At 61.5% G+C, this 24,082-nt stretch carries 20 protein-coding genes and 2 pseudogenes; 9 read left to right on the top strand and 13 right to left on the bottom strand.

Going from position 1 to position 24,082, the window contains the following annotated elements:
- The first annotated feature begins 62 nt into the window (after nucleotides 1-62).
- A complete protein-coding gene (thrC, locus tag BGI27_RS10010; protein ID WP_095524729.1) occupies nucleotides 63-1,496 on the top strand; it encodes a threonine synthase in 1,434 nt (477 codons plus the stop codon).
- Between the two features lie 69 nt (nucleotides 1,497-1,565).
- Here thrC and BGI27_RS10005 read toward each other — a convergent pair whose 3' ends face one another.
- The 6 genes from BGI27_RS10005 to BGI27_RS09980 all read right to left on the bottom strand — a co-directional run bounded on the left by BGI27_RS10005 (nucleotide 1,566) and on the right by BGI27_RS09980 (nucleotide 7,426).
- On the bottom strand, nucleotides 1,566-1,913 hold the full coding sequence (locus BGI27_RS10005) for a YgiW/YdeI family stress tolerance OB fold protein (protein ID WP_095524728.1): 348 nt from the start codon (nucleotides 1,911-1,913) through the stop codon (nucleotides 1,566-1,568).
- 145 nt (nucleotides 1,914-2,058) lie between these two features.
- On the bottom strand, nucleotides 2,059-3,075 hold the full coding sequence (locus BGI27_RS10000; protein WP_095524727.1) for a bifunctional nicotinamide-nucleotide adenylyltransferase/Nudix hydroxylase: 1,017 nt from the start codon (nucleotides 3,073-3,075) through the stop codon (nucleotides 2,059-2,061).
- Nucleotides 3,076-3,094: 19 nt separating this feature from the next.
- The gene (locus tag BGI27_RS09995) at nucleotides 3,095-4,807 is read right to left on the bottom strand and encodes an NAD+ synthase (protein ID WP_095524726.1); all 1,713 of its coding nucleotides are present in this window, start codon (nucleotides 4,805-4,807) and stop codon (nucleotides 3,095-3,097) included.
- A 36-nt stretch (nucleotides 4,808-4,843) separates the two neighbouring features.
- On the bottom strand, nucleotides 4,844-5,314 hold the full coding sequence (locus tag BGI27_RS09990) for an NADAR family protein (protein WP_223871733.1): 471 nt from the start codon (nucleotides 5,312-5,314) through the stop codon (nucleotides 4,844-4,846).
- A gap of 33 nt (nucleotides 5,315-5,347) precedes the next feature.
- On the bottom strand, nucleotides 5,348-6,553 hold the full coding sequence (gene pncB, locus BGI27_RS09985; RefSeq protein ID WP_095524724.1) for a nicotinate phosphoribosyltransferase: 1,206 nt from the start codon (nucleotides 6,551-6,553) through the stop codon (nucleotides 5,348-5,350).
- A 15-nt stretch (nucleotides 6,554-6,568) separates the two neighbouring features.
- On the bottom strand, nucleotides 6,569-7,426 hold the full coding sequence (locus BGI27_RS09980) for a cysteine hydrolase family protein (RefSeq protein WP_095524723.1): 858 nt from the start codon (nucleotides 7,424-7,426) through the stop codon (nucleotides 6,569-6,571).
- Between the two features lie 177 nt (nucleotides 7,427-7,603).
- Here BGI27_RS09980 and BGI27_RS09975 point away from each other — a divergent pair, with 177 nt between their 5' ends.
- The gene (locus tag BGI27_RS09975; RefSeq protein ID WP_223871732.1) at nucleotides 7,604-8,284 is read left to right on the top strand and encodes an NUDIX hydrolase; all 681 of its coding nucleotides are present in this window, start codon (nucleotides 7,604-7,606) and stop codon (nucleotides 8,282-8,284) included.
- Nucleotides 8,285-8,349: 65 nt separating this feature from the next.
- Here the strand turns inward: BGI27_RS09975 and BGI27_RS09970 are convergent, their stop codons facing one another.
- The 3 genes from BGI27_RS09970 to BGI27_RS09960 form a co-directional block, all read right to left on the bottom strand.
- Nucleotides 8,350-8,649: an HU family DNA-binding protein gene (locus BGI27_RS09970; protein ID WP_095524721.1), complete on the bottom strand. Its 300-nt coding sequence runs from the start codon at nucleotides 8,647-8,649 to the stop codon at nucleotides 8,350-8,352.
- A 209-nt stretch (nucleotides 8,650-8,858) separates the two neighbouring features.
- Entirely contained in the window at nucleotides 8,859-11,414 is a 2,556-nt protein-coding gene (locus BGI27_RS09965) for a sensor domain-containing protein (protein ID WP_170942998.1), read from the bottom strand.
- Complete coding sequence (locus tag BGI27_RS09960; RefSeq protein WP_141239743.1) at nucleotides 11,323-11,868, bottom strand: PAS domain-containing protein; 546 nt, start codon at nucleotides 11,866-11,868, stop codon at nucleotides 11,323-11,325. Before BGI27_RS09960 ends, BGI27_RS09965 begins: the two co-directional genes overlap by 92 nt.
- Before the next feature lie 371 nt (nucleotides 11,869-12,239).
- Between BGI27_RS09960 and cimA the strand changes: the two genes are divergently transcribed.
- The 6 genes from cimA (at nucleotide 12,240) to BGI27_RS09930 (ending at nucleotide 19,810) form a co-directional block, all read left to right on the top strand.
- Nucleotides 12,240-13,790 carry a citramalate synthase gene (gene cimA / locus BGI27_RS09955; RefSeq protein ID WP_095524751.1) on the top strand — a complete coding sequence of 517 codons (1,551 nt, stop codon included), beginning with the start codon at nucleotides 12,240-12,242 and terminating at the stop codon, nucleotides 13,788-13,790.
- An 18-nt stretch (nucleotides 13,791-13,808) separates the two neighbouring features.
- Nucleotides 13,809-15,626 carry an extracellular solute-binding protein gene (locus BGI27_RS09950; RefSeq protein WP_095524719.1) on the top strand — a complete coding sequence of 606 codons (1,818 nt, stop codon included), beginning with the start codon at nucleotides 13,809-13,811 and terminating at the stop codon, nucleotides 15,624-15,626.
- A 69-nt stretch (nucleotides 15,627-15,695) separates the two neighbouring features.
- On the top strand, nucleotides 15,696-16,157 hold the full coding sequence (locus tag BGI27_RS09945; RefSeq protein ID WP_223871731.1) for an endonuclease domain-containing protein: 462 nt from the start codon (nucleotides 15,696-15,698) through the stop codon (nucleotides 16,155-16,157).
- A gap of 5 nt (nucleotides 16,158-16,162) precedes the next feature.
- A complete protein-coding gene (locus tag BGI27_RS09940; RefSeq protein ID WP_095524717.1) occupies nucleotides 16,163-17,206 on the top strand; it encodes a microcin C ABC transporter permease YejB in 1,044 nt (347 codons plus the stop codon).
- Complete coding sequence (locus BGI27_RS09935) at nucleotides 17,199-18,245, top strand: ABC transporter permease (RefSeq protein WP_095524716.1); 1,047 nt, start codon at nucleotides 17,199-17,201, stop codon at nucleotides 18,243-18,245. The genes BGI27_RS09940 and BGI27_RS09935 overlap by 8 nt, the downstream gene beginning before the upstream one ends.
- Entirely contained in the window at nucleotides 18,242-19,810 is a 1,569-nt protein-coding gene (locus BGI27_RS09930; protein ID WP_095524715.1) for an ABC transporter ATP-binding protein, read from the top strand. Before BGI27_RS09935 ends, BGI27_RS09930 begins: the two co-directional genes overlap by 4 nt.
- 5 nt (nucleotides 19,811-19,815) lie before the next feature.
- On the opposite strand, the gene BGI27_RS09925 is transcribed toward BGI27_RS09930, so the two are convergent.
- Together BGI27_RS09925 and BGI27_RS09920 are read right to left on the bottom strand one after the other, a co-directional pair.
- Nucleotides 19,816-20,031 carry a DUF3820 family protein gene (locus BGI27_RS09925; protein WP_095524714.1) on the bottom strand — a complete coding sequence of 72 codons (216 nt, stop codon included), beginning with the start codon at nucleotides 20,029-20,031 and terminating at the stop codon, nucleotides 19,816-19,818.
- Nucleotides 20,028-20,255, bottom strand: a complete 228-nt coding sequence (locus tag BGI27_RS09920; protein ID WP_095524713.1) for a DUF2788 domain-containing protein — start codon at nucleotides 20,253-20,255, stop codon at nucleotides 20,028-20,030. The genes BGI27_RS09925 and BGI27_RS09920 overlap by 4 nt, the downstream gene beginning before the upstream one ends.
- 280 nt (nucleotides 20,256-20,535) lie before the next feature.
- Here BGI27_RS09920 and BGI27_RS18870 point away from each other — a divergent pair.
- Nucleotides 20,536-23,091, top strand: a pseudogene (locus BGI27_RS18870) (sodium-translocating pyrophosphatase).
- 106 nt (nucleotides 23,092-23,197) lie between these two features.
- Here BGI27_RS18870 and BGI27_RS09910 read toward each other — a convergent pair.
- A complete protein-coding gene (locus tag BGI27_RS09910) occupies nucleotides 23,198-23,692 on the bottom strand; it encodes a YajQ family cyclic di-GMP-binding protein (RefSeq protein ID WP_095524712.1) in 495 nt (164 codons plus the stop codon).
- A 94-nt stretch (nucleotides 23,693-23,786) separates the two neighbouring features.
- A pseudogene (ppnP, locus tag BGI27_RS09905) lies at nucleotides 23,787-24,029 on the bottom strand (pyrimidine/purine nucleoside phosphorylase); the annotation flags it as partial.
- Nucleotides 24,030-24,082 lie beyond the last annotated feature (53 nt).

The following is a 24,082-nucleotide window of genomic DNA, read 5'->3' as shown; positions in this document are numbered from 1 at the left end:
AGGTGAAACCGACACGCTGAGCATGCTTTCCCTCTGCCACCTTCCCGCCCCCTGAAAAGCACATGAAATACCTCTCCACTCGCGGCGACAGCCCGCAACTCGGTTTTTCCGACATCCTGCTGGGTGGCTTGATGCAGGATGGCGGTTTGTCGCTGCCGGCCGAATATCCGCGGATCACCGACGCCGAACTCACCGCGATGCGCTCCATGAGCTACGCGGAACTGGCCTTCACGATCCTGTCGAAATTCGCTACCGACATCCCGGTCGAAGATCTGCGTGCCCTCACGGCGAAGACCTACACAGCACAGGTGTATTGCAACGGCCGCCCGGATTCGGATGCCAGCCAGATCACGCCATTGCGCAAGCTGGAGAACAATCTGTTCCTGCAGGAGCTGTCGAATGGACCGACACTCGCCTTCAAGGACATGGCGATGCAGTTGCTCGGCAACCTGTTCGAGTATGTGCTGGCCAAACGTGGCGAGGAGATCAACATTCTTGGCGCGACCTCGGGCGATACCGGTTCGGCTGCCGAGTACGCCATGCGGGGCAAGCACGGCGTGCGCGTCTTCATGCTTTCACCGCGCGAAAACATGAGCGCCTTCCAGCGCGCTCAGATGTATTCACTGCAGGATGCGAACATCTTCAACATTGCCGTGCGCGGCATGTTCGACGATGCGCAGGACATCGTGAAGGCCGTCTCCAACGATCTCGCTTTCAAGGCGCAGTACAAGATCGGTGCGGTGAATTCGATCAACTGGGGCCGGGTGGCCGCGCAGGTGATCTATTACTTCAAGGGCTGGCTGTCCGCCACCACCGGGAACGATCAGGAAGTCAGTTTTGCGGTGCCCTCGGGCAACTTCGGCAACATCTGCGCCGGGCATATCGTACGCCAGATGGGCTTGCCGATCCGCAAGCTGATTCTGGCAACCAACGAAAACGACGTGCTAGACGAATTCTTTCGCACCGGCGCCTACAAGCCACGCAAGACGGTCGATGTGAAAGTCACCTCCAGCCCGTCGATGGATATCTCCAAGGCGTCGAACTTCGAACGCTTCGTCTATGACCTCGTCGGCCGCGACCCCAAGGTGGTGGCCGAACTGTGGCGCGCAGTGGATGGCGGCGGCCAGTTCGATCTGGCAGGCACGCAGTTCTGGGCACGGATCAAGGATTTCGGCTTTGTCTCGGGCGCCAGTTCGCACGCTGACCGTCTCGCGACGATCCGCCGCGTCTATAAGGATCATGGTCTGATGATCGATACCCACACGGCCGACGGCCTGAAGGTGGCGCTCGAACACCGCGACACAGACATCCCAACCATCGTGCTGGAAACCGCGCTGCCGGCGAAATTCGAAGAGACCATCATCGAAGCGCTGGGCGAGAAGCCCTGGCGTCCGACCAGCATGCAAAACATCGAAGCCCTGCCGCAGCGGGTCGAGGTGATGGATATCGACGTGCAGGCCGTAAAGGATTTCATTGCCGCACGCAGTGGCGGCTGAACGTCCACGGAGCCCCGCGAAGACCTCGTGACGCCGGATCAGCGTGCCATCGCTGATCCGGCGTCACGCTCATTCGATGATACGCAAGGCATCGACATCGATCTCCGGTGACTCCATGAAATCCTTTTCCACCTCCCCGGAGATCTCCACCAGGGTGTTGGCAGAGACAGGTTTGCCTGCGAACAGCTTGTCGTCAATCTCCACCCGGATTTCATCCCTGCCATCCGAGAAGATGTACTTGTCGCCAGAGACTTGGCGCAGGATCCTCCCTCTCAAGGTCACCTGCTGATCATCGACCGGCTTGCTCAGGACAGCCTGCAGACTGGTCACGAGCGGTTGTGAGCCAGGGCCGGTGTATTGCGCAAAAGCAGGTACGAACAACAGCCCGGCAACGAGCCCTGCCAACATTCTTCGCATTTTTCGATCCTCCTGGTGATCACGCGGGCAGGATCCACGCTGGTGTCCTGACGGCACCAGCGTTCCCTTCACGTTATGAAGAGATCCCTGAAAAGGCGGCAGGTTCCTGCTTGATCGGAAACACAAGCCTTTCGGCAAAACCGCGTCAGTGCGTAATGGCGAGAAAGTGGTTAAGGATGTTGAAATGATCCTCGAAGAACTCGCCTTCCATCGCGGCCAATGCTTCCAGTGGGACCCAGTGCGCCTCGGCAGCATCGTCGCCACCGGCGACTTCAGGCGGCGCGAGGTTGCCAAGATCGAAGAAATGCACGTGCGTGATGGTTCGCCCGCGCAGGCTGCGGTCAGGATGATCGAACACGATCACACCGGCCAATGCTGCCTCCAGCGCGGCATCCGACAAGGCAAGGCCGGTTTCCTCGCGCAGTTCGCGGATCGCGCCCTGCTGCACGCGCTCACGCCCGTCCAGGAAGCCGCCCGGCAATGCCCACAGCCCCTTGCCGGGGGCACGACCTCGACGGATCAGCAAGACCTTGCCTGAAGCTTTCACCAGCGCGTCCACGGTCACGAAAGGCCCTGTCCCCCAGATGCGCTTGTTCTCCTCGATGGTCAGATGTTCCTCGCGCAGGCGGGCGAAGTGCGGCAATACCGCCCACCCCTGCAGATAGCGCAGTACGGCCGGTGGCAGCAAGGGCGACAACAACGCGTAGTTCACGGCCTCGTCCTCACCTTCAAACCAGATGCGGCGCAGGCTGGTGGCGTCGATCTCGCCCTGGGCTGGAACCGGGATGAAATCCCAGCTCGGAAAGCGCTTGAGGTACTGGCTGGAGGCATCCTTGATGTGCCCGACCAGCGCCACGCGCGCCGTCACGCCAGCTTCCCGCTGCACCGCCTCAAGCGCCTGCGCAGCCCAGCGAGCGTCGTCCCAGCGATCCCGCATCGGCAGGAAACTCACCCGCGCCCGCGTCTCCTCGTCCAGCGTGCAGCGAACCATCGCCGCGCGCTCCTCCCAGTTGAAGGGATTCTTGGCATTGCGCGCCGCGTGCGCCGAGCCCAGCAGCACAATCACGCGTGGCGCAACGTCGAGTGCCTGGGCAAGCAGTGCCGCATGGGCATTGTGGAAGGGCTGGAAACGCCCGATGAGCACGGCCACGTCATGTTGCATGATGGAGACTCCCGGGCTTTCAGTAATCGTACTTGGCTGCGATGGGCATCTGCCGGCCGCTGCCGAAGGCCCGCGCACGCAAGCGCAGGATAGGAGGCGCCTGACGGCGTTTGTACTCGTTGCGCCAGATCAGCCGCTTGACGCGCGCCACCAGCGCGGGGCCCTCGGGCGTGGTCAGCAGCTCGGCGTAGGCCTGACGCGTGGCTTCACGCTCCTCGGCCCCCAGGCGTTCGCCCTCGATCAGTTGCTTGAGGATCAGGTCCAGCACCGGATACGGCGGCAGGCTGTCGCTGTCCTGCTGATTGGAAGCGAGTTCGGCCGAAGGCTCCTTGTCGATGATGGCTTGCGGGATCAACTCGCGCCCCGCCTCGGTATTGATGTGGCGGCAAAGGTCGAAGACCTCTGTCTTGTAGAGATCGCCGATGGGCCCCAGACCACCATTGGTATCGCCATACAGCGTGCAGTACCCCACCGAAATCTCGCTCTTGTTTCCGGTGGTGAGCAGCAGATTGCCAAAGGCGTTGGAGAACTCCATCAGGATGGTGCCGCGTATCCGCGCCTGCAGGTTTTCGCGCGCCAACCCCGCCAGCGGTTCACCACAGGCATCGGCAAAACCGGCTTCGTACTGCACCACGATGTCGCGGATGGAGTGTTCGATCAGGCGAATACCCAGATTGCGGCACAGGTCGACGGAGTCATCCACGCTTCCCGCGCTGGAAAAACGCGAAGGCATGGTGATGCCGACGACGTTCTCCGCCCCCAGCGCTTCGACCGCCAACGCCAGCGTCAGCGCACTGTCGATACCACCCGATGAACCCACCAGGGCACGCGAAAAACCGCTGCGTCTGGCGTAATCGCGCAGCCCGAGCACGATCTGGCTGCGATAGAACGCCATGCGTGACAACCCTTCCATCGGAGGCGTCGCCAGCGAAGCACCATCGGCAGCCCCGAAGCGCCCGTCAGCAAAGCTCAGCGTGACGACATCTTCTTCGAAACGCCTGGCCTCGAAGACCACCCCCTCCTCTGGCGTAACGACAAATGAAGCACCATCGAACACCAGTTGGTCATGCCCTCCGATCTGGTTCACGAATACCAGTGGCAGTTGGTGGCGGCCACTGGCCGCCGCGAACAGGGCATGACGCTGCTCGCGCTTGCCCACGTTCGACGGGCTGGCATTGATTGCCACGACCAGATCCGGCGCTGCATCAGCCAGACGCTGAAAGGGATTGACCGTGTAGGCGCGGCCTTCGTCGTTCCAGCCATCCTCGCAGATGAGGAAGCCGATCTGCATGCCGTCAATGCGCAATACACAGGCGACATCCGGCCCTGGTTCGAAATGACGATGCTCGTCGAAGATGTTGTAAGTGGGCAACAACTGCTTGGCGTAGCGCAGACGGATCTCGCCATCGACAACCACCAGCAGACAGTTCTGCAGGGCCTTGCCGGGACCGCCGTGAGGCAGTGGTGCGCCAAGCACCCAGTGCAGGCCCGGAGTGGCCCGCGTGGCCTCACGAACGGCCTCCACTCCAGCAGCCACCCGGACCAGGAAAGCCTGCTCATCGAGCAGGTCGCCAGGGTAATAGCCCGTCAGTGACAGCTCGGGAAACACCACCATGCGGGCCTCTTCTGCCTGGGCTTTGGCGGCGGCTGCACGCATCAGGGCAATGTTGCCGTCGATGTCACCGATGGTGGGGTTGATCTGGGCGAGCGTGATTCGGAATGCGGACTTCATTGAGGAGATTCAGAGTTGGGTTGTTTCAGGGTAAGACTATGATGAGGCTCTCAGATTGGTGCGCACCTGCATCAGGATCTTGCCCAGCCGGTTTTCGCCCTGCCATTGCGTCGAGTCCAGTGCGCGCGGATCTGCTTCTTCCAGCCCGATCCCCCAGATGCGGTCATCAGGACTGGCTTCGGCCAGCAGACGCTCACCACTTGCCAGGAGTTCGGCCTTCAGCGCCGGATTCTGCCGGAATTTTTCCAGCAGGCCGACAAAGGCGAGCTTTTCGCAGCAGGCATTCCAGTGCGCGGCATCGAAACCACGCACTTGCCGTCCGAGCAGTTTCTGACGACGTGCATGCGGTTCGGCAAGGATTTTCGCAGCAATCTCCCTATCGCCGAAGAGGCTCGCCTTGGCATGCATGATCCACTGCTCGCCGCAATTGAAGTGCTGTCCATCGACCACGAACCCGCTCGGGTACCAGTTGCAATAGATCTCATGGCTACGCCAGAAAAGCAGCATGTTCTCCGTGATGCGCATCGCCCGGAATGTCGGTCAGGCCGGATGGTTGAACACCTGACGCAGATAGGCCAGGAAGGTTTCATCCTCGCACAGGGTCTTGCCCGATGCGTCGGACAGCTTGGCCACCGGCTGACCATTGCAGGCCGTGATCTTCATGACGATGTTGAGTGCCTCGTGCGGCGTATCGTTGGTCAGATTGGTACCGATGCCGAAGCTGGTCTGGATGCGGCCGCGGAAATGCTGGAACAAGGCCAGGGCGCGCGGTAGATCCAGCCCGTCGGAGAAAACCAGCCGTTTGCTGGCAGGGTCGATGCGCAGCTGTTTGTAATGCGCGATTGCCTTCTCCCCCCAGACTACCGGGTCGCCGGAATCATGGCGCAGGCCATCGAAGAGTTTGGCAAAGTAGAGATCGAAGTCCCGCAGGAAGGCATCCATGCCGACCACATCGGTCAGCGCTACACCCAGATCACCGCGAAACTCCTGCACCCAGCCTTCTAGTGCGGCCTTCTGGAAGTCACGCAGACGAAAGCCGAAGGCCTGATAGGCCTGCAGGTATTCGTGCGCCATCGTGCCTACCGGTGTCAGCCCCAGCGTGCGCGCCAGATGGACGTTGGAGGTACCACGGAAATTCTGCGGGAAAGCCTGTGCGAGGGTACGCACGACCTCTTCCTGCCAGGCCCCGCTGTAACGCCGCCGCAGGCCGAAATCGAAGAAGATGAAAGGCGCCCCGCCATCGTTGGCTGAATCCGCCAACGCCTCACGCAACAAGCTCAGCTTGGCCTGCAAACGCTCACGGGCAATATCCATCACCCCTTCTTGCGCCAGACGGCGGAAATACAGCTCATTGACGATGTAGAGCACGAAGATCTCGAACCCCATCACGTGCACCAGCGGCCCCCGGGCGGTCACCGTCAATTGGTCGGCGTCGATACCGACTTGGACAAAGCGGCGCTGGAAGCGAAATACCGACAGAAAGTCGACGAAATCACTCTTGATGAAGCGCAGGCTGGAAAGGTAATCCAGTTCATCCTGGGTGAAATGCAGGCTGCACAGGCGATCCAGCTCTTTCTCCACCGCGACCTTCAGCGCTGTCAGCGGGAACGCCGGCCGATTGCGGCAGACGAAGCGATATTCCGCCTGTGCACCAGGGTTGCTGTGCAGCAGCGCCTGCCACATGGTGAATTTATAGAGATCGTTTTCTAGCAGGCTATGCACCACCGGTCCCTGATTCTGGCTCATTGAATATCTCTCCGATCAGCCACCGGCCAGTTCGTCGATCAACCCCGTCGAATGCCGAACCTGCAAACCAAGCTCGCGCATCCGGGTCAGAAAATCAGCGTAATGCGCCTCGAAACCGCTCACCGGGCTGATGCAATCCTCGATCAGTACCAATCTGTCTAGCTGCTCCGTCGGCAGATTGGCAACGATGTGCTCAACGGTCGCCTTGACGCAATGGCTTCCCGCCTCTCCTGCGATGAATACCCGTGCCGCGCCGCGCAGACTGGCAATCAATGCTGAATTCAGCTGGGTTTCCGCGTCGGCGGGATCCGGCACCTCCGCCATCACCGCACTGTAATGCTCGGTCCAGGGGTTGGTGCCCTTGATCACCTTGGCGGTGATCGCCGCATGTGCCTCTTCCCATCGATTGAGTGCCAGACGCAGTTCGTGGTGGATGTTGTGGCCCCAGGTGCCGATTTCGCAGTGCACCGGCCAGATCATGTGGGTATAGCGCCCGCTGGCTTCCAATACGTCCAGATAGGCCAAGACCCGCGGCAATGCCTCGCTCAGGCGCGGACGGTAACGCCCTGCCCGCACGTCCTCCGCGTGGATCTGGGTGAATGGCAACACGGCATTGCCATGGTCATCAGCCCAGAAGGTCGGATGCGCGATGTCCAGATGCTGATGCGAATCCAGCGTCACGGTAATCGCATCGATCGCCTCCCGAGCGGTATCGATCAGCACCGCCAGTCGCAACATGTCGGCATGCGCACCCGGCACGGGCAATGCGGGCGCCTGGCACACACCGCCCAGCACTGGCCGGTGCGTTGCGGGCAGATCGCAGAAATCATTCTGCGGATCGATGATGAGCAGATGGTGTTTGACGCGGTTCATGAGATCAATCCTGAGCAAATCCGGCTGGTGGCGCCTCGGAGCACTGTACGCCACTTAGATTCATTTCTCAACTAACACCAGATAGGCACATGAGGAAAACAGGTGTTACAGTTCTGGCCTGCTTGTTGAAAGCCTCTTGCCGTTTGTTTCCAGATGCAACCAACAGGAAATCCGAACGTGAGTCGTGAAACCATCATCTGCACCGTCGATGTGGTCCTGCTGAGCCTGAAGGATGCTGCCTTGCACGTGGCCCTGTTACGGCGCGAACACGAGCCTTTCGCCGGAGCGCTCGCCCTGCCGGGCGGCTACGTCCGCGCTGACGAGGATGAAGATACGGAAAGCGCCGCGGCACGCATCCTGTTTGAGAAAACAGCCATCGTCAGCCCTTACCTGGAACAGCTGGCGACATTTTCCGGACGTGCGCGCGATCCACGCGGCTGGTCGATTTCGGTGGCCTATTACGCGCTGGTGCCAGCCAGCCTGCTCGAACTTGAGCATCACCCGGAAATCCAGCTGCTTGCCGTGGACCCGCTCAAGGGGCTCCCCTTCGACCACCGCGACATTGTGCAGGCCGCAGTCGCCCGGGTCCGCAGCAAGAGCAGCTATTCCTCGCTGCCGGTCTTCCTCTGTGGTGAGCAATTCACGTTGCCCCAGCTTCAGGCTGTCTATGAAGCCTTGCTGGGTGAATCGATCAACAAGGTGAGTTTTCGCCGCAAGATGGATGAACTCGACATCCTCGAACCTGTACAGGGCGCCCGCGAAACCGGCCGAGCCAATCGGCCCGCCCAGTTGTATCGGCTCAAACAGGCCTATCGCAAGCTACTTTCCACTACAGATCGGGCCATCAATCCAGATTGAGACATACCGGATATGAAAAACGGCGCCCCTCGGGACGCCGTTTTCTTTTTTGGCCCTGGAAAGAATTACTTCTTGGCCTTCTTGACCTTGCCTGCGGCAACCTTGGCCTTGAAGCCAGCACCGGCGGAGAAACGCGGCACCGTGGTCGCGGCGATCTTGATCTTTTCGCCGGTCTTGGGGTTCTTGCCTTCGCGTGCGGCGCGTGCGGCGGCCTTGAAAGTGCCGAAGCCCACCAGGGTCACGGAATCGCCAGTGGCAACAGCTTCCTCGATCACGGCGATGGCGGCGTCAAGAAACTCGCCGGTAGCAACCTTGGACTGATTGGTCTTGGCTGCAATGGCTGCAAGCAGGTCGGATTTGTTCATGCGTTATCTCCGGTTGATGGAATGGACTTCAAGCCCAGGCGTTGAAGATGTGCAATATCAGTGCAGAAGAACGCCTTGGCGATCAGGGAAAACCAGTGCTTACCTCACACAAAAAGCCGGGCCTATGCCTTGCGGGACGGGCCTTGAAGCTGCATCGCACCGCTGCAGCCTCGACGACAGGGCGATTCTGGCCTCAGCAGCCCGGAAACTCAAGCCCTTCTTGCTTCTCGCTGCCATTCGGACGGGTCGGGACTGGAACTGATCATCTGTGCGAATACCTCAGGCGTCACCGGCGGGCAGAAATAGTAGCCTTGCGCCTCGCGACATCCCTCGCTGATCAGGAAATCCACCTGGGTGCGGGACTCAGCGCCCTCCGCGATGACATCCAGCTTGAGGCTTCGCCCCAGCTGAATGATGGAGCGCACGATGGCGGCATCGTCCGGGTCCTCGACCATGTCGCGTACGAACCCCTGATCGATCTTCAGCCGATCGACGGCAAAACGCTTGAGGTAGGACAGTGAGGAATAGCCGGTGCCGAAGTCATCGATAGAAAGTCGGACTCCCAGATTTTTCAGGCACTGCACGGTATCCAGCACATCCTCGGCCTGCTCCATGAGCAAGGATTCGGTCAGCTCCAGCTCCAGGCAGGAAGGCGGCAATCCGGTCTCGGCCAGGGCCTGGCTGACCAGCTCGACGATATCCTCGCGGCGGAACTGCAAGGCAGAAATATTGACGGCCACCGTCACACGGGCCTGCCCTTCGACGAGCCAGCGCTTGGCCTGCCGACAGGCTTCCCAGAGCACCCAACGCCCGATCGGCACGATCAATCCGGACTCTTCGGCGATGGGAATGAAACGCCCGGGCGGCACGAAGCCCAGCACTTCCGACTGCCAACGCAACAAGGCCTCGCCACCGACGATGCGCCCGCTGGAAAGCTCGACCTGGGGCTGGAAGTGCAGCAGCAGCTCGCTACGCTCAAGCGCCTGACGTAACTGATTCTCCACCTGCAGGCGTTCCAATGCGTTGGCATTCATGGCTTCGGTGAAGAAGCGATAGGTATTCCGCCCGCTTTCCTTGGCGTGATACATCGCGGTATCGGCATTCTTCATCAGTACGGAAGCCTGGCGACCATCGTTCGGGTACACCGCAATGCCGATGGAGAAGGAGGTGCCCAGCGCATTGCCATCGATCTCGAAAGGCTCGGCCAGACGACGCAGGATCTTTTCGGCCACCCGCGCCGAGACCTCGGAATCCAGCACGTCCGGCAGGACGATGATGAATTCGTCACCGCCCTGACGGCAGATGGTGTCGGTGTCACGCACGCAGTGGCGCAGCCGTTCGGCTACGGCCTGCAGCAGACGGTCTCCGGCAAGATGGCCGAGCGAGTCGTTGATGGTCTTGAACCGGTCGAGGTCCAGAAACAGCAACGCCAGCCGCCCGCCGTTACGCTCGCAGCGCGCCAGCGCCTGCTCCAGACGGTCCTGGAAAAGTGTTCGGTTGGGGAGTGACGTGAGCGGATCGTGATGCGCGAGAAAGGCGATACGCGCTTCATTGGCCTTGCGCTCGGTAATGTCCGAAAACACCGCGACGAAATTGGCAATCGCCCCGCCACGATCCCGCACCACGCTGATCGACAGCCAGACAGGGAATTCACCACCTTCCCGCCGCCGTTGCCACACCTCGCCTTGCCAGACCCCACGCATGGCGGCCTCGCGCCAGATGCGGTCATACTGGTTCAGTCCCTGGCGTACGGAACTGAGGATGGCCGGCGTCTGGCCACTCACGCTCATCGGCTCGTGCCCGGTCAGCACGGTGAAAGCCTTGTTGACCGACAGTATCTGTCTGCCGGCATCGGTGATCATGATTGCTTCGACACTGTTGTCGAATACCGTCGCGGCCAGACGCAGCTCCTCTTCCGCGCGCCGCTGCGCCGTCAGGTCGTTGAGCGTCAGCACCACCGGGAACAGGCCCGTGTGTGTATCCCGCTGCAAGGGCTCAGCCCGTGCCATGACCCAGCTGCATTGCCCGTTTTCCGCCACGATGCCCACCACGGCTGCGGCCGAACAGCCTTCCACCATGGCACGCGCCCCAGGCAGTTCAGGTACCGGGCATTCGGAGCCGTCCTCGCGCACGAAGGAATAGCCCTCGGGCTCCAGCAACGGCGGGAACACCGCTTCCGGCGCGAGCCCGTACAGGCGCCGGGCCGCTGCATTCGCGATGATCACCACGCCTTCGGCATCACGCATGATCACGCCCTCACGCATGGCGGAAAGGATGCTGCGCATGCGTGCTTCGCTCTCCCGCAGCTCGCGCTCGGCATGCTTGCGGGCGGTGATGTCCTCGATCACCTCCATGAACTGCCCCGAGCCGCGCCGCGAACGCACCAGTGAAATGGTCAGATTCACCCAGATCAGCTCGCCATCACGCCGCAGGATGCGTTTCTCGATCGAATGCCGCTCGGTGTTGTCGAGGATCAGCGCATCAAGCAGGCGTTCATTGGCTTCGAGATCGTCGGCATGCGTGATTTCGCGGAAATCCCGCAGCAGCAACTCCACCTCGGAATAGCCGGTCAGCTCGCAGTAGCGCTGATTGACACGCATGTAACGACCATTGACCGCGCACAGACAGACCCCCATCGCGGCCTGCTCGAAAGTACCCCGGAAGCGCGCTTCGCTATCCTCCAATGCCGCTTCCGAGGCCTTGCGTGCAGTGATATCCACAAAGATGCCACGCAGCCCGCTGAGATGCCCCTGATGCCTTTCCATGGGACTGCGCAGATCGCGCACATGGATCTCGCGCCCATCCGCATGCAACAAGCAACAAGCGATACTCGCCTTCGCGAGCATCCGCGTACGCCATGGTGTCGCGCAGGAAAGCCAGCGCCAGTTCGCGATCTTCCGGATGCAGACGGGAACGCCAGAACCCCGAACGTCGCCAGTCATCCAGGCTGAAACCCAACAGGTGTTCGCCAGGCGCGGAGACGTAAGTGAAGGCATCGGAGCCGGCGTCGTACTCCCAGGCGACCACGTTCGTGCCTTCGACCAGCACCCGGAAGCGCTTTTCCGAGCGCTGCAGCTCACGGGTACGCAGCGAAATCTGCTGCAACTGACGGCGATACATTAAAGCTGCCGTCAGCAGCAACAGCAATGCGGCCCCGATCATGACGGAGATCAGGGCCGTGCCACCGCCCTCTGCCGCGCCACTTGCATGAGCGGGCATTGCGCCGAACACGGATAGTCCAAGCCAGACGCGCGCATCATCGCGCCTCCGCTTGGCCGAAAAAACTCCTCGCAACAAAGCCTGCCCCCAGCGCCGCAATTGTTCTTATGTGATTGGTCCCGCCACGAAGTCAGAAAAATTCTTGCAAATTCATCGTGTGACGGCTGACAGAAGATACACCTGCGGCAAACGATCCCAAAGGGGGGCAACACATCAACAGGCTGGCGGCACCCAGCCCACTCCCAGCCCGTGGCAAACACCCCAATACCTGATGGTTCAGCTTCCTGAGGGTTCTGTGGTACTTTTCGAGCACTTCGCCAAGTTTTTGGCGGATACCCGTTGTGCAGCCCATCTCCGTTTTGATCCAGAACATGACTCACCCGGTTTATGCCTACGACACCACCCTGCGCGACGGCGCGCAGGCCCAGGGAATATCCTTTTCGGTGGACGACAAGCTCAAGATCGTGCGCAAGCTCGACGAGCTGGGCATTACCTATATTGAAGCCGGCAACCCGGGCTCCAATCCGAAGGATCTGGAATTCTTCGAGCGCGTGCGCGAGCTGACGCTGCGCCATGCCCGCATCATCGCCTTCGGCAGCACCTGCAAAGTCGGCGCCGAGCCGGCCGAGGACAGGCAACTCGAATCCCTGCTTTCCGCCGGCACGCCGGCCGTGGCGATCTTCGGCAAGACCTGGGACTACCAGGTCACCGCCATCCTGCGCACCACGCTGGAAGAGAATCTGCGCATAATCCGCGCCACGCTTGCCTGGCTCAAGGCCCAGGGGCGTGAAGTGGTGTTCGATGCAGAACACTTCTTCGACGGTTACAAGGCCAATCCGGACTACGCCCTGCAGGCGCTGGCCGCAGCAACCGAAGGCGGCGCCGACAGCCTTGTGCTTTGCGACACCAATGGCGGCAGTTTCCCCGACGAGATCTTCGAAATCACCCGCGCGGTGGTTTCACGCTTCCCCGGCGTTGCCGTGGGTATCCATTGCCACAATGACTGCGAGCTGGCGGTGGCCAACTCGGTCCGCGCCGTACAGGCCGGCGCCAGCCAGGTGCAAGGCACCATCAACGGCATCGGCGAGCGCTGCGGCAATGCCAATCTCTGCGCCATCATCCCCAATCTGCAGCTCAAGCTGGGGTTCCCGGTGATCCCCGCCGCGGCGATGCCACACCTTACCCCAGTGGCCCGCTTCGTCTCCGAAGTAGCCAACGTCGAACATAACGACAAGGCAGCCTACGTCGGTGCCGACGCCTTTGCCCACAAAGGCGGCATGCACATCGATGCAGTGAAGAAGAATCCTGTCAGCTATGAACACGTGCCGCCGGAATCCGTGGGCAATGCACGCAGAGTATTGATGAGCGAGGTGGCGGGCCGTTCCACCATCCTGGGCAAGATCAACGACATCGACCCTGCACTGACCAAGGATTCGCCTGAAACCCACGCCATCATCGAACGACTCAAGGAACTGGAACACGAGGGCTATCAGTTCGAGAGCGCTGAAAGCAGCTTCGAACTGCTGGTGCGCAAGATGCTGGGCAAATTCACACCTTCGTTCGAACTCAAGGAATTCAAGGTCATCGTCAATGAGCCCAGCGTCAATGGCGTGAACTCGTCGGCCATGATCAAGATCCGTGTCGACGGCGAAGACGAGATCACTGCCGCCGAGGGCGACGGCCCGGTCAATGCGCTGGACCGTGCGCTGGAGCGCTTCTACCCGCAATTGCGCGAGATGCGCCTGACCGATTACAAGGTTCGCGTACTCGACTCCGACAAAGCCTCCGCTGCCCGCGTGCGTGTGCTGATTGAATCGGCCGACGCACAGAATTCCTGGAGCACCATCGGCGTATCCTCCGACGTGATCGACGCCTCCTGGCGTGCGCTGGTGGATGCCATCGAATACAAGCTGGCAACCTGAAACATGAGAACGCAAGGCATGTGGCGACCGCTTTGCTACCTGTTCCTCGTATTCCTGACGGGGTTGAGCGCCCCCGCCCCAGTGCAGGCTGCACACGCCTATGCGCAATTCGGCGACATCAAGTACCCGGCGGGTTTCCGGCATTTCGACTGGGTTGATCCGGAAGCGCCCAAAGAGGGCGAGATCAGGCTGGTGGCGCCCACGCGCGTCACCCAGTACGACAAATTCAACCCTTTCACGCTCAAGGGCACTTCACCACCAGGCCTTTCCCGCCTGCTCTTCGAGAGCCTCCTCACCGGCACGCTGGATGAACCCACCACCGCCTATGGCCTGCTCGCCGACGATATCCAGGTCGCACGAGACAAGCTCTCCGCCACATTTCACCTGAATCCGGCCGCGCGCTTTCATAACGGCAAACCCGTGGAAGCTGCCGACGTGGTGCACAGCTTCCGCATGCTGACCAGCAAGCAGGCGCATCCAGGCTACGCCAACCTGTTCGCCGACGTAAAGGATGCACGCGCGCTGGATTCACGCCGCGTCCGCTTCGAGTTCGTACGCGCCAGTGCCGAATTGCCGCTGATCGTGGGCAGTCTCCCGGTGTTCAGCCGGGACTGGGGTGCCGGCAAGCCCTTCGACCAGATCGTCATGGAGCCGCCGATCGCCAGTGGTCCCTATCGCATCGGCCGCCAGAGCTTCGGCCGCGACATCAGTTACGACCGAGATCCCGACTACTGGGCCAAGGATATTCCGGTACGGCGCGGCCAGTTCAACTTCGATCGCGTCACTTACCGCATCTACAAGGACAATACCGCCCAGACCGAAGCCTTCAAGGCCGGTGAGTTCGATTATGTGGAAGTCTTCTCCGCGCGCGAATGGGCTCGCGTCTTCACCGGACGCCAGTTCGACAACGGCAACCTCGTGCGCAGCAAGTTGCCGGCTCGCAATGCCGGCGATTTCCAGGGTTATCTGATCAATGCCCGCCGCCCGCATCTGGCGGACGCCCGGGTGCGTGAAGCCATCGGCCTGGCCATGGACTTTGAATGGCTCAACCGCCAGTTCTTCTACAACAGCTACACACGCGTGCGCGGCTACTTCAACGGCAGCGATTTCGAGGCCAAGGGCCTGCCCGGCGCCGATGAACTCGCGCTGCTCGAACCGCTACGCAAGCAGCTTCGCCCCGAGGTGTTCACCAGACCGGTGCCCATGCCGCCGACCACCGAGCCACCGGACAGCCTGCGCGCCAATCTGCGCCGTGCCCGCGATCTACTCGCCGAGGCCGGCTGGACCTACCGCGACGGTGCATTGCGCAATGCCAGGGGAGAAGTGTTCCGGATCGAATTCCTGGACAGCGAAGGGGGACAATCGCGCGTCGTCACCCCCTACATGCAGGCGCTGGCCAAGCTCGGCATCCAGTGCGATTACCGCCAGGTCGATTTCGCCCTGCTGCAAAAGCGGCTGGATGTATTCGACTTCGACATCACCAGCATCCGCCTGCTCGGCTCCGAGGCCCCGGGCGCCGAGCTGCTGGACCGCTTTGGCAGCAAGGCAGCCGACACGGAGGGCTCGGGCAACCTGATGGGTATCCGCAGTCCGGCAGTGGACGCGCTTCTTCAGAAAGCCATCAGCGCCACCACCCGGCCAGCGCTGATCGCCAGCCTGCGTGCGCTGGATCGCGTGCTGCGCCACGAGCATCATTTCGTCCCCGCCTGGTATGCAGACGGCTTCCGCATCGCCTGGCGCGGCAAGCGCTTCGCCCAACCGGCCACGGCACCGGACTACTTCCAGGCCGAGGACTGGGTGCTGCGCACCTGGTGGTCACTGCCAGCGGGGAACTGAGCGATGTCCACTCGGCGCCCCCCTCTAACCCCCCCAGCCCCCCTTGTCAGGGGGGAGTCCGCACACGCCTTGGCCGCAACGCCCGCCCTCATCGGGGACTCCCCCGAACGCACCGCGCCCGATACTCCCTCCCCTGACAAGGGGAGGGCTGGGGAGGGGTTTCAGCGCCGCTTCCTGCCGTACGCCCAAGCGCTGACGGCCCTGGCCCGTGCCAACCGGCGCAACCCCACGCCAGCGGAAGCGCTGCTCTGGCGCCGGGTGTTGCGGCATCGCCAGTTCGCGCATTACAAATTTCACCGTCAGAAACCGATCGGCCATTACATTGTCGACTTCTATTGCGCCGAACTTGGACTGGTCGTGGAAGTCGATGGCGACAGCCATGCCGCACAGGCGGAATATGACGCCGCACGCACACGCTTCCTGGCCGGCCAGGGGTTGAGGGTGCTGCGTTACCGCAACGGTGACGTGCTGCAGAATCTATCCGGCGTATTTGACGACCTGACGCGTCATTTGCAACGCGAGACCGACTGACTCCCATGTGGTCCTACATCCTCAAACGCCTGTTGCTGATGATCCCCACGCTGCTCGGGGTGCTGACCATCACCTTCCTGGTGATCCAGTTCGTGCCTGGCGGGCCGGTGGAGCAGATGGTGTCGCAATTGCAGGGACGCAACGCCGCCGGGGAAGGCGCGGCGAGCTCCGCCAGCAGTGCCTATCGCGGCCGCCAGGGCGTGGATGCGGCGCGCATCGAGGAGATCAAAAAACTCTACGGCTTCGACAAACCTGCGCACGAGCGTTACCTGCAGATGCTGGGGCAGTTCGCGCGCTTCGATCTCGGGCAAAGTTTCTTCCACAACAAGGGCGTGGGCGAGCTGATCCGCGAAAAACTGCCGGTCTCCATCTCGCTGGGCATCTGGAGCTTCCTGCTCTCCTATCTGATCTCGGTGCCGCTGGGCATTCTCAAGGCCGTACGCGCCGGCAGCCGCTTCGATTTCGCCAGCAGCTTCGCGGTGCTGCTCGGCTTCGCCATCCCCGGTTTCGTGCTGGGCGTCCTGCTGATGTTGCTGTTCGCCGGCGGCAGCGTGCTGCAATGGTTCCCGCTGCGTGGGCTCACCTCGGCGAACTGGGATGAACTCAGCCTATGGGGCAAGCTGCTGGACTACTTCTGGCACATCACCCTGCCCGTGATCGCCATGACCGCCGGCAGCTTCGCCGTCATCACCTTGATGACGAAGAACTCCATGCTGGAAGAGATCCGCAAGCAGTACGTACTCACCGCCCGCGCCAAGGGGCTGGATGAGCGCACCGTGCTCTGGCGCCATGTCTTCCGCAATGCGCTGATTCCGATCATGACCGGCTTTCCGGCCGCATTCGTCGGAGCGTTCTTCACCGGCTCGCTGCTGATCGAAACGCTTTTCTCGCTCGACGGTCTGGGCCTGCTCTCCTACGAATCGGTGATCCGGCGTGATTATCCGGTGGTGCTGGGCAGCCTCTTCCTGTTCACGCTGATCGGGCTGCTCACCACCCTGATCCGCGATCTTGCCTACCTGTGGGTAGACCCGCGCGTGAAATATGACTGAGCCCCGCCCGCAAAGCCCCGCCCGTCGCGCCTGGCTGCGCTTCCGCCGCAACCGCCCCGGCTACTGGAGCCTGTGGCTGTTCTGTCTGCTGTTCATCCTCAGCCTGGGCGCTGAACTGCTCTCCAACGACCGCCCCATCGTGGCCCGCTACGTCGGCCAGTGGTATTTCCCCATCGCGCAGACCTTGCCCGAAACGACTTTCGGCGGCGACTTCGACACCCCGACCGATTATCACGACCCTTTCATCCGTGAGCAATTCGAGCAGCCAGGCAACTTCGCACTGTTCCCACCCAATCCGAACCACTACAGCACCATCAACTACTTCGCCAAGGAGCCGGCGCCTTCCGGCCCCACGCGCGAAAACCTGCTCGGCACTGATGACCGCGGCCGTGACCTGCTCGCCCGTCTTTTCTACGGCTTCCGGCTCTCGGTCTTCTTCGCACTGGTGGTCACGCTGGTCAGCGCCGTGCTCGGCGTGCTCTACGGCGCAATCCAGGGCTTCTTCGCCGGCTGGACCGACATCGCCATGGAACGCGCAGTGGAAATCTGGGCCGCGATGCCCACGCTGTACATGCTGATCATCTTCTCGGCACTGTTCTCGCCGGGCTTCTGGCTGCTCGTCACCCTGATCTCCGCCTTCGGCTGGCTGGGCATGGCCGCCTACGTACGCGCCGAATTCCTCAAGAACCGCAGTCTGGATTACGTGCGCGCCGCGCGTGCCCTGGGGCAGAGCCGGCGCAGGATCATCTTCCGCCACATCCTGCCCAACGCCCTGACGCCGGTGATCACCCTGCTGCCGTTCACCATGGCCGGTGCCATCGGCGCGCTGACCAGCCTGGATTTCCTCGGCCTCGGCCTGCCGCCCGGCTCACCCAGCCTGGGCGAACTGCTGGCCCAGGGCAAGGCCAATCTCGATGCCTGGTGGATCTCGGTCTCCACGTTTGCCGTGCTGGTCGGCACGCTGATGCTGCTGGTGCTGATCGGCGACGCGCTGCGCGATGCGCTCGATCCGCGCAAACTGGTGGGAGACGGGCAATGAGCCTTCTGGAAGTCCAGGATCTAGACATCCGCTTCGGCCAGCACGCCGTGGTGCACAAAGCCAGCTTCAGCCTGAAAGCCGGTGAAAAACTCGCCCTGGTGGGAGAATCCGGTTCAGGCAAGACAGTGACCGCGCTGAGTTGCCTGCGCCTGCTGGAAGCCGCCGGCCTCGAAGGCAGTATCCGTTTCGCCGGCAAGGAAGTGCTGGCGATGAGCCCCCGTGAGTTGCGGCAGATCCGCGGCGGCGAGATCTCGGTGATCTTCCAGGAGCCCATGACAGCCCTGAATCCGGTGCTGAGCATTGGCCGCCAGATCATGGAAAGCCTGCAACTGCACAAGGGCCTGGATGCCCGTGCCGCGCGCAGACAGGCCATCGCCGCGCTGGAGCGCGTCGGCATCCCCGAGCCGGCACGGCGCATCGACAGCTACCCGCACCAACTCTCGGGCGGGCAGCGCCAGCGCGCCATGATCGCCATGGCGCTGGCCTGCGATCCGAAGATCCTGATCGCTGACGAACCGACCACCGCGCTGGACGTCACCCTGCGCCTGCAGATCCTCGATCTGCTCGAAGAGCTGCGCCGCGAGCGCGACCTCGCGGTACTGATGATCACGCACGACCTGAACCTGGTCCGCCGCTTCGCCGATCGCGTGGCGGTGATGGAAAAAGGCCGGCTCGTCGAACAGGGCGACACCAGCAAGGTGATGAGCACACCGGAACATCCCTACACCCGGCGCCTCATCGACAGCCGCCCGCAACGCCAGCTTGCCGCCGCGGCCAACGGTTGCCTGCTGCGCGCGACGGATCTGAGCGTGCACTACCCGCAAACCCTGCCCGGCATCGCCGGCTGGTTCCGCAAGGGGCGCTTCTGCGCGGTGAGCCCGACCAGCTTCGATCTCGCCCCGGGCGAAACCCTGGGCGTGATCGGTGAATCCGGCTCGGGCAAGACCTCGCTGGCGCTCGCCCTGCTCGATCTGATTCCGTCGACAGGCCGTGTGGCGCTGGGGCAACAGCAATGGCGCCAGGGCGGCCGGGAAACGGAACGCAGCCTGCGCAAACGCATTCAGGTGGTATTCCAGGACCCGCTCTCCTCCCTCTCGCCACGACTCACCATCGAGCAGATCGTCGGCGAAGGGCTGGAAATCCATGAGCCGCGCCTGAACGCCGCCGAACGGCGCGAACGCATTCTCGCCGCGCTGGCCGATGTCGGTCTGGATGACCAATCCCTGCTCGCGCGCTACCCGCACGAATTTTCCGGCGGCCAGCGCCAGCGCATCGCCATCGCAAGGGCGCTGATCCTGCGTCCGCAGGTATTGATCCTGGACGAACCCACCAGCGCGCTGGACGTGACCATCCAGCAGCAGGTGCTGGCGCTGCTCGCGGAACTGCAGCGCCGCTACCGCATCGCCTACGTGCTGGTCACCCACGACATCGACGTGATCCGTGCCATGGCCCATCGCGTGCTGGTGATGAAGGACAGCCGGGTGATCGAGAGCGGCCCTGTAGAAACAGTGCTGGCACAGCCACGCGAGCCCTACACCCGACGCCTCATCGAGGCAGCGGCCTGAAGCACTCAGGAAGGGCGACGCAGCGGATCGAGCAGACCGCGCAGATTGTTGTGATCCAGCTCGTACATCAAGGCCAGCAGCGTTCCGAGCTCTCCGCGCGGAAAACCTTCACGTGCGAACCAGCCCAGATAATGCCCCGGCAAATCCGCCAGCAGACGCCCTTCGTACTTGCCGAAGGGCATGTGCATCGACACCAGTTTTTCCAGCAGCTCGGATCTCATTGCGAAGACAGCATCTTGATGACCAGCTCCTTGGCGATGAAGCCGAACATGCCCAGGCCGAGCGCGAAGAACAGCCAGAAGGCGCCGTAGCGCCCGGCACGCGACTCGGTCGCCAGACGCCAGATGATGAACACCATGTAGGCGATCAGCCCGCTGAGCAGGAATTTCAGGCACAGCTCGGCGAATTCGGGTTCGGTCAGGCCAAGGATCATGGGTGTATTCATGGTGCGGGACGCCTGGAATCATCGCGGCCCCTGCCGCGCTGGTCGCATGCTACCCCCGTGCTGTCGCGGGAAACAGCTTCTGTCACCGGGGTCATTGCCATCTGTTGCCGATGTGGCAACTCGCACCTGTTTTGTTCCCGATGCAACGAAGGTGTTTGAGCCCCGTCAACCCCAATAGCCGCTAGCGTACAAACAATGCAATAGCCCGCAACGTTGACTTCTTTTTCGTGAGCCTTGCGGAAGCAACACCAGATCCACTGTTTTGTTGATCGAAGTATACATGGAGGCATATATGTCATTTGTAACAACGGCCCGATCCGTCGGCGCACGCTTCATCGCGCAAAGCGGCGGAGCCATCAAGCGTCATCTGCAGTTACTCGCAGTCCTGGCGCTTGGCAGCGCAGCCTGTCCCGCACTCGCATCCAGTGAAGCCAACCTGGTGCTACCCAATCTGAACGATCCGTCACTCGCCACCTTCCTGGGCGGCATGACCGGTAGCTCCCTGCTCTCCTGGGGCCTGCTGATCTGCGCGCTGGGTCTGGTGTTCGGCGCCATCATCTATACGCAAGTCAAGAAACTCCCGGTCCATAAATCCATGGCCGATGTTTCTGAGCTGATCTACGAGACCTGCAAGACCTACATGTTCACGCAGGGCAAGTTCCTGCTGATCCTCGAAGCCTTCATCGCTGTGATCATCGTGGCCTACTTCGGCTTCGTCGCCCATGGCGCCGATGGCACCGCCGGCCTGCCGGCGTCTGAAGTGCTGCTGATCCTGGTGTTCTCGCTGATCGGTATCGCCGGCTCCTACGGCGTGGCCTGGTTCGGCATCCGCATCAACACGCTGGCCAACAGCCGTACTGCTTTCGCTTCACTCAATGGCAAGGCTTTCCCGTGCTACGCGATTCCGCTCAAGGCTGGTATCTCGATCGGCATGCTGCTGATTTCCACCGAGCTGATCATCATGCTGGGCATCCTGCTCTTCATCGATCCTTCGCTGGCCGGCAAGTGTTTCATCGGCTTCGCCATCGGTGAATCGCTGGGTGCTGCCGCACTGCGAATCGCAGGCGGCATCTTCACCAAGATCGCTGACATCGGTTCCGATCTGATAAAGATTGTCTTCAAGATCAAGGAAGATGATGCCCGCAACCCTGGCGTGATTGCCGACTGCGTGGGCGACAACGCGGGCGACTCGGTTGGCCCGACCGCCGACGGTTTCGAAACCTACGGTGTGACCGGCGTGGCCCTGGTGAGCTTCATCATGCTTGCCGTGCCCGAGGCGTCCACCCAGGTTCAGCTGCTGGTCTGGATCTTCGTGATGCGCGTGGTGATGATCATCGCCTCCGGCGCGTCGTACCTGCTCAACGAAGCCGTGGCCAAGGCCCGCTTCGGCAATGCCGACAAATTCGACTACGAAGCCCCGCTGACCTCGCTGGTATGGGTAACTTCCATCGTCTCCCTGATCCTCACTTTCATCGTCTCCAAGGCGCTGATCGGCAATATCTCCATCAACGGTGTGGCCTATACCAGCCTGTGGTGGCAGCTGTCGATCATCATCACCTTCGGCACGCTGGCCGGTGCGATCATCCCCGAGATCGTGAAGGTGTTCACCTCCACCAAGTCCGGTCATGTGCGTGAAGTCGTCACCGCCTCTCGCGAAGGTGGCGCCAGCCTGAACATCCTGGCCGGCCTCACCGCAGGCAACTTCTCCGCCTTCTGAATGGGCGTGATCATCGTCGGCCTGATGACTGGCGCCTACCTCGTCTCGCAAGGCGAACTGGCACACGTGATCAATAACAACCCCGAACACAGCAAGATCATGGCCGCGGTATTCTCCTTCGGCCTGGTGGCATTCGGCTTCCTCGGCATGGGCCCGGTCACCATCGCGGTCGACTCCTATGGCCCGGTGACCGACAACGCTCAATCGGTGTATGAGCTCTCCACCATCGAACAGATCGAAGGCATCGAAGGCGAACTGAAGCGTGATTTCGGGTTTGACGCCAATTTCGACAAGGCCAAGGATCTGCTCGAAGAAAACGACAGCGCCGGTAACACCTTCAAGGCTACCGCCAAGCCGGTGCTGATCGGCACCGCTGTCGTGGGTGCGACCACCATGGTGTTCTCGATCATCTTCATGCTCACCGATGGCCTCGACAGTGTCGCTGCCGTACAGAAGCTGTCGATGCTCTACCCCCCCTTCCTGCTTGGCCTGATCGCCGGTGGTGCCACCATCTTCTGGTTCTCGGGTGCATCCACCCAGGCCGTGTCGACCGGTGCCTACCGTGCGGTGGAGTTCATCAAGCGCAACATCAAGCTCGATGGCGTCACCAAGGCTTCTATCGAAGACAGCAAGAAGGTCGTGGCGATCTGCACGCAGTACGCACAGAAGGGGATGTTCAACATCTTCCTCGCCGTGTTCTTCGGCACGCTGGCCTGCGCCTTCATCGAACCCTTCTTCTTCATCGGCTACCTGATCTCGATCGCCATCATCGGCCTGTATCAAGCAGTATTCATGGCCAATGCCGGTGGCGCCTGGGACAACGCCAAGAAGATTGTGGAAACCGAGCTGCGCGCGAAGGGCACCCCTCTGCATGACGCCGCCGTGGTGGGTGACACCGTGGGTGATCCGTTCAAGGACACCTCCTCGGTGGCTATGAACCCGATCATCAAGTTCACCACCCTGTTCGGTCTGCTCGCCGTAGAAATGGCCGTCGGCCTGCAAACCCAGGGCAGCACCGGTGTTCAGTACACGCTGGCCGCTATCTTCCTGCTGCTGAATCTGGTGTTCGTGTATCGCAGCTTCTACGGCATGCGTATCGAGTCGCTCAACGCTGACTGATTCCAGACTGCTTCGAAGACATGAAAAAGGCGGAACGCGAAAGCGTTCCGCCTTTTCTTTTCCGCCCGGGCAGTACAGGCCACGTCCGACAAAGACTCCGTGGGGATCAGTCGCGGAAATTACCCGCCTTGATCGGGAAATCCGTAACCGATTTGCGGATCAGCGCGATGCATTCCTGCAGGTCATCACGCTTGGCACCGGTCACCCGTACTGCATCGCCCTGGATCGCGGCCTGCACCTTGAGCTTGGCGTCCTTGATCTGCTTGACGATCTTCTTCGCCAATTCGCTCTCGATGCCGCTCTTGATCTTGAAGAGCTGTTTGACCTTGTTGCCCGAGATCGACTCGACCTTTTCAGCATCCAAACGCTTGGAGCTCTCGGCTTCCTTCTTTTCCATCGCGGGGAAAAGAATGTCCTTGATCTGATCGAGCTGGAAATCCGAATCGCCGAAGAGCGTGATCTGCTTGTCCTTCTCGTTGAACTCGATCTTGGCGCTGGTGCCCTTGAAGTCGTAGCGGTTGTCGATCTGACGGGAGGCCACATCGATCGCATTCTTGATCGCGACCATGTCGGCTTCTGAAGTGAAATCAAATGAAGGCATTGAGACTCTCCTGATTCCTGACACGAAATTCATTGAGGCGCATCGCATGCAGATCGCGGAAAAGGCGACACGCGACGCGAAGCGCCAATGAATTTCAGGCGTAGTGACAGATGTAGTGATAGGGCTCGGTCACTTCGATCTCGAAGCTGGAATTTCCCGGCACGTCGAAACGTTGCCCCTCGCCATAGGTCTTCCACTCGCTCTCGCCCTTGAGCAGCACGCGGCAGGATCCCGCCACGGTCTCCATGATCTCGGCTGCGCCGGTGGTGAATGTCAGACGCGCAGGCAGGATCACGCCTGCGGACTTCTTCGTGCCATCGGCCAGCACGAAGCTGTGAATCGCCCCGGGTTTCCTAGACAGCCCCGAGCTTCATGAAATACTGTTTTTCA

The organism is Candidatus Dactylopiibacterium carminicum, from assembly GCF_014736495.1.
Taxonomy (GTDB): domain Bacteria; phylum Pseudomonadota; class Gammaproteobacteria; order Burkholderiales; family Rhodocyclaceae; genus Uliginosibacterium; species Uliginosibacterium carminicum.
This window is presented reverse-complemented; position numbering and strand designations above follow the sequence as displayed.

Bases quoted from the DNA above. Each gene is read 5' to 3' on its own strand.
- BGI27_RS09970 (WP_095524721.1), bottom strand. From the start codon at position 8,649: ATGAACAAATCCGACCTGCTTGCAGCCATTGCAGCCAAGACCAATCAG.
- cimA (WP_095524751.1), top strand. From the start codon at position 12,240: ATGACTCACCCGGTTTATGCCTACGACACCACCCTGCGCGACGGCGCG.
- BGI27_RS10005 (WP_095524728.1), bottom strand. From the start codon at position 1,913: ATGCGAAGAATGTTGGCAGGGCTCGTTGCCGGGCTGTTGTTCGTACCT.
- BGI27_RS09980 (WP_095524723.1), bottom strand. From the start codon at position 7,426: ATGAACCGCGTCAAACACCATCTGCTCATCATCGATCCGCAGAATGAT.
- BGI27_RS09935 (WP_095524716.1), top strand. From the start codon at position 17,199: ATGACTGAGCCCCGCCCGCAAAGCCCCGCCCGTCGCGCCTGGCTGCGC.
- thrC (WP_095524729.1), top strand. From the start codon at position 63: ATGAAATACCTCTCCACTCGCGGCGACAGCCCGCAACTCGGTTTTTCC.
- BGI27_RS09990 (WP_223871733.1), bottom strand. From the start codon at position 5,314: ATGCTGCTTTTCTGGCGTAGCCATGAGATCTATTGCAACTGGTACCCG.
- BGI27_RS10000 (WP_095524727.1), bottom strand. From the start codon at position 3,075: ATGCAACATGACGTGGCCGTGCTCATCGGGCGTTTCCAGCCCTTCCAC.
- pncB (WP_095524724.1), bottom strand. From the start codon at position 6,553: ATGAGCCAGAATCAGGGACCGGTGGTGCATAGCCTGCTAGAAAACGAT.
- BGI27_RS09925 (WP_095524714.1), bottom strand. From the start codon at position 20,031: ATGAGATCCGAGCTGCTGGAAAAACTGGTGTCGATGCACATGCCCTTC.
- BGI27_RS09960 (WP_141239743.1), bottom strand. From the start codon at position 11,868: ATGCCCGCTCATGCAAGTGGCGCGGCAGAGGGCGGTGGCACGGCCCTG.
- BGI27_RS09920 (WP_095524713.1), bottom strand. From the start codon at position 20,255: ATGAATACACCCATGATCCTTGGCCTGACCGAACCCGAATTCGCCGAG.
- BGI27_RS09940 (WP_095524717.1), top strand. From the start codon at position 16,163: ATGTGGTCCTACATCCTCAAACGCCTGTTGCTGATGATCCCCACGCTG.
- BGI27_RS09995 (WP_095524726.1), bottom strand. From the start codon at position 4,807: ATGAAGTCCGCATTCCGAATCACGCTCGCCCAGATCAACCCCACCATC.
- BGI27_RS09930 (WP_095524715.1), top strand. From the start codon at position 18,242: ATGAGCCTTCTGGAAGTCCAGGATCTAGACATCCGCTTCGGCCAGCAC.
- BGI27_RS09910 (WP_095524712.1), bottom strand. From the start codon at position 23,692: ATGCCTTCATTTGATTTCACTTCAGAAGCCGACATGGTCGCGATCAAG.
- BGI27_RS09950 (WP_095524719.1), top strand. From the start codon at position 13,809: ATGTGGCGACCGCTTTGCTACCTGTTCCTCGTATTCCTGACGGGGTTG.
- BGI27_RS09965 (WP_170942998.1), bottom strand. From the start codon at position 11,414: ATGGAAAGGCATCAGGGGCATCTCAGCGGGCTGCGTGGCATCTTTGTG.